This window comes from Desulfuromonadales bacterium (genome assembly GCA_035620395.1).
GTDB lineage: Bacteria > Desulfobacterota > Desulfuromonadia > Desulfuromonadales > DASPGW01 > DASPGW01.
Map to the genome: position 1 here is coordinate 1 of DASPGW010000099.1, position 3,845 is coordinate 3,845.

5 protein-coding genes are annotated in these 3,845 nt (G+C 59.9%); all 5 read left to right on the forward strand.

Annotated elements, in window-relative coordinates:
• A partial coding sequence (locus tag VD811_05685; GenBank protein HXV20467.1) for a DNA mismatch repair protein MutL occupies window positions 1-618 on the forward strand: 618 nt, incomplete at its 5' end.
• Complete coding sequence (gene miaA, locus VD811_05690; protein HXV20468.1) at window positions 618-1,562, forward strand: tRNA (adenosine(37)-N6)-dimethylallyltransferase MiaA; 945 nt, start codon at window positions 618-620, stop codon at window positions 1,560-1,562. The genes VD811_05685 and miaA, both read left to right, overlap by 1 nt.
• A 10-nt stretch (window positions 1,563-1,572) precedes the next feature.
• On the forward strand, window positions 1,573-1,806 hold the full coding sequence (hfq, locus tag VD811_05695) for an RNA chaperone Hfq (protein ID HXV20469.1): 234 nt from the start codon (window positions 1,573-1,575) through the stop codon (window positions 1,804-1,806).
• 97 nt (window positions 1,807-1,903) lie between these two features.
• The gene (locus tag VD811_05700) at window positions 1,904-2,440 is read left to right on the forward strand and encodes a CDP-alcohol phosphatidyltransferase family protein (protein ID HXV20470.1); all 537 of its coding nucleotides are present in this window, start codon (window positions 1,904-1,906) and stop codon (window positions 2,438-2,440) included.
• 92 nt (window positions 2,441-2,532) lie between these two features.
• Window positions 2,533-3,845: DUF512 domain-containing protein (locus VD811_05705; GenBank protein ID HXV20471.1), on the forward strand; the 1,313-nt coding region annotated here is incomplete at its 3' end.

Genomic DNA, 3,845 nt, shown 5'->3' on the forward strand with positions numbered 1-3,845 from the left:
CTGCCGGAACCGCCAGCAGCCGACCCCCCCCTGGGGTTCTTCTCCTCGCTGCTGGTCATCGGCCAATACCGGAGAAGCTTTATCGTCTGCCAGGATGGGGATGATCTGGTTCTGATCGATCAGCATGCCGCGCACGAGCGGATCGGCTTCGAGCGCCTGCGCGCCGAATACCGGAAAGACCGGATTGAACGTCAGGCTCTGCTCTTCCCGGCGATGCTGGAATTCGAGTTCCGCGAGGCGGCGCAACTTAACGAACATCTCGGGGAACTGGAACGACTGGGTTTCGAACTCGAACCGTTCGGCGGCCGAACCTTTGCCTTGAAGGCGGTCCCCCGTCTTCTCGGCGATGCCCAGGCCGAACAGTTGGTGCGCGATGTGGCTGCCGAACTGGTGGTTCTCGGCAAGAGCGGCCTGGTCGAAGCGGCAGTCGACGAAATCCTCATTCTCATGGCCTGCCATGGCATGATACGCGCCAACCAATCGCTCACTGCTTCTGAGATCAATGCTCTGCTGCGCGACCTCGACCGGGTTGATTTCAGCGCCCACTGCCCGCATGGCCGGCCCGTTCTGAAGCGACTGCCACTTGCGGAGGTGGAGCGCATGTTCCGGAGAACGTGATGGCCCGGCCAGCGGCATCAGTCGGCAAACCCCAGCTGGTTGTAATCTGCGGACCCACGGCTGCAGGGAAAACGGCGCTGGCCCTGGAACTGGGGAAACGTTTCGACGTGGAAGTCATATCGGCGGATTCGCGGCAGATCTATCGCGGCATGGACATCGGAACCGCCAAACCGGCCCCGGATGAACTCTCCCGGCTGCAGCACCATCTGGTCGATGTCGTCGACCCGGCAGAACAATTTACGGTCGCCGATTTCGTCGAGCAGGGCCGCCGCCTGACCCTTGACATCCTCCAGCGGCGCCGGTTGCCCTTTGTGGTCGGTGGTACGGGACTCTACATTCGCGCCCTGACCGACGGTCTGGTGGCGGCACCCGCGGGGAATGAGGCTCTTCGCCAACAGTTGCACCAGTTCGAACAGGAACAGGGAGAGGGCGCGCTGTACCGCTTGCTGCAGGAACGCGACCCGGCCATGGCCGCCCGGATGCATCCTCGCAACCGGGTTCGGATCGTCCGGGCCTTGGAGGTCATGGAACTGACCGGCCAGCGTCTTTCAGCACTGCAGGCTGCACACGCCTTTGCCGATCGTCCCTTTGCTACCCTGAAAATCGGCCTGGCACCTGCTCGTGACGAGCTTATTCGGCGTATCGACCGGCGGGCCGAACTGATGCTGGAAGCCGGCCTGATCGAGGAGACACGCCATCTGCTGGCCAAGGGCTATTTGCCACGACTCAAGTCGCTGCAAACCATCGGCTACCGCGAGTGCATCCAGTACCTGCAGGGGGAAATCTCTCTTGACGAGACCCTGTCCCTGATCCAGCGCGCTACTCGCCATTATGCCAAACGGCAGCTCACCTGGTTCCGTAAAGACAAATCAATAATTTGGGTTGATTCCTGCCAAGAGTCTGTTAGAATCCTTGCGTTGATTGATCAATTTTATGCAGCCTAAAGGAGTGGACATGGCCAAGACCCCATTCAATATCCAGGATCAGTACCTCAACCAGGCCCGCAAGGAGAGAGTTCGCGTCACGGTCGTGATGATGTCGGGGGAGAAGCTGGAAGGCTATATCAAGTCCTTTGACAGCTTCTGCCTGCTCATCGAAAGTGGCGGCGATATCCTGCTCTACAAGCATGCCATCTCTTCCATCACCTCCTCAGATGGCTCTTTCCGTCTGCACGGGGGCAAGGACTGATTTTTCGTCAGCGGATTCTCCCCGTACCGGTTCCTGAGGTCCCTGTCTGGTAATCGACTCCAGCGGGGACCTCTCCGTTTGCGCTAGCAGGGATGGAATGAATCTCTCCAATGCCTTGACCCTGTTCCGTCTGGTGCTGGTACCGGCTTTTCTGATCGCCCTCATCTATGATCGGCTGGTGCTGGCCTTGTCTTTTTTTGTGCTGGCCGGGGTGACCGATGTGCTGGACGGTTTCACCGCCCGCTATTTCAAGCAGCAGACCGTTCTTGGGTCCTTTCTGGATCCGCTGGCCGATAAACTCCTGATGTCCGTTTCCTATGTTTCTCTGGCGGTCGTCGGCCTGCTGCCGGCCTGGCTGGCCGTCATAGTGGTGACCAAGGATCTTTTCGTTTCTCTCGGCGTCGCCATTCTCTATTTTTCGGGACAGACGGTCGCCGCGGTCCCGACGCTGTGGGGAAAACAGACCACTTTTCTCCAGATTGTCACTGTCGCCCTGTCTCTGCTGGTGGCTTTGCAGGGGAGCGAGGCTGCCGACCTCAGGCTGCTTTTCTGGCTGACGGCGCTGGTGACCACAGCATCCGGTCTCCATTACATCCTGCGCGGCGTACGCTCTCTGCCCCCCGCCTCCCGCTAATAACATCAGGAACGGTGCGATGATCAATTGCATTCTGCGGATCTACGGGGTTTCGGCCATCTGCAATGAAACCACGAACGGGGAGTGGGTGTATGCTTGAAATCATCGGTGTCGATCCCGGGAGCATTGCCGAGGAACTGGAGCTGAATGCTGGCGACAGCATTCTGACCATTAACGGTCATATAATCAGCGATCTGCTCGACTTCCAGGTTCATGCGGCGACCGAGGAGCTGCTGCTCGAGGTGCGCAAGCACGATGGCGAACTCTGGGATCTGGAAGTGGAAAAGGACGCCGACTCCGACCTGGGCCTGAATTTCGAGCATCCCGAACCGACCCAGTGCGGGAACAACTGCATCTTCTGCTTCGTTCACCAGCTCCCGAAGGGGATGCGCCGCACCCTTTACGTCAAGGACGAGGACTACCGATTCTCCTATCTCTACGGCTCCTACGTCACCCTGACTAACGTCACCGAGGCGGATATCGAGCGGATCATCAGGCAACGCCTCTCTCCGCTCTACGTATCGGTGCACGCTACCGACGAGCAGCTGCGCACCCGCCTGCTCGGCCGCCAGGGACCGCCGATTCTCGAGCTGCTCAAGCGGCTTGCCGGGGCGGGTATCGAGATCCATACCCAGGTTGTGCTCTGCCCCGGAATCAATGACGGCCAGGAACTCGCTCGCACCATTGAGGACCTGGTGGTCCTCTATCCATGGGTTCTCACCCTGGCGGTGGTGCCGGTCGGGCTGACCGGTTACCGGCAGCGACTGCCCGATTTACGCCCGCCGACGGCGGACGAGGCGCGCATCATCCTGACATCGATTCACGACTATCAGGAGCGCTTTCTCCGCAACTGCGGCTCACGCTTTGTCTTTGCCGCCGATGAGCTTTATCTCAAGGCGGGCCTGGAATTTCCGCCCCTGGTAGCTTATGAAGACCTGGCCCAGGTGGAGAACGGCGTGGGTCTGGTCCCGCAGTTCCGGGCCGAAGCCACCGAGGTGCTCAGCGAAGCCCCCTCCCTTCAGCTTTCCGCCGTCGCCACTTTTACCGGCGAATCGGCCAAAGGGGAGCTGTCTCGCTTTGTCGCCGAACTTTCTGCCAAAACCGGCACCCTGATCCATCTCTACCCGGTCCGCAATGCTTTTTTCGGCGGCCACGTCTCAGTGACCGGCCTGCTGACCGGTCGGGATGTCCTGAACGAACTCAAGGGCAAGGATCTCGGGCAGGCGCTGCTCGTTCCCGATGTGGTGCTCAGGGAAGGGGATGCAGTTCTTCTCGATGACATTTCCCTCGAGGATCTTGAGCGGGAACTGGGTGTCAAAGTTTTGAAGGTGGCCAGCACGCCTTGGGGGCTGCTCGATGGGCTGGAACTTCTGGATGACCTGCTGAGCGGATTCCGCGCACGATG

Excerpts from the sequence above, each read along its gene's own strand:
- miaA (HXV20468.1), top strand. The coding sequence starts at position 618 with ATGGCCCGGCCAGCGGCATCAGTCGGCAAACCCCAGCTGGTTGTAATC.
- hfq (HXV20469.1), top strand. The coding sequence starts at position 1,573 with ATGGCCAAGACCCCATTCAATATCCAGGATCAGTACCTCAACCAGGCC.
- VD811_05700 (HXV20470.1), top strand. The coding sequence starts at position 1,904 with ATGAATCTCTCCAATGCCTTGACCCTGTTCCGTCTGGTGCTGGTACCG.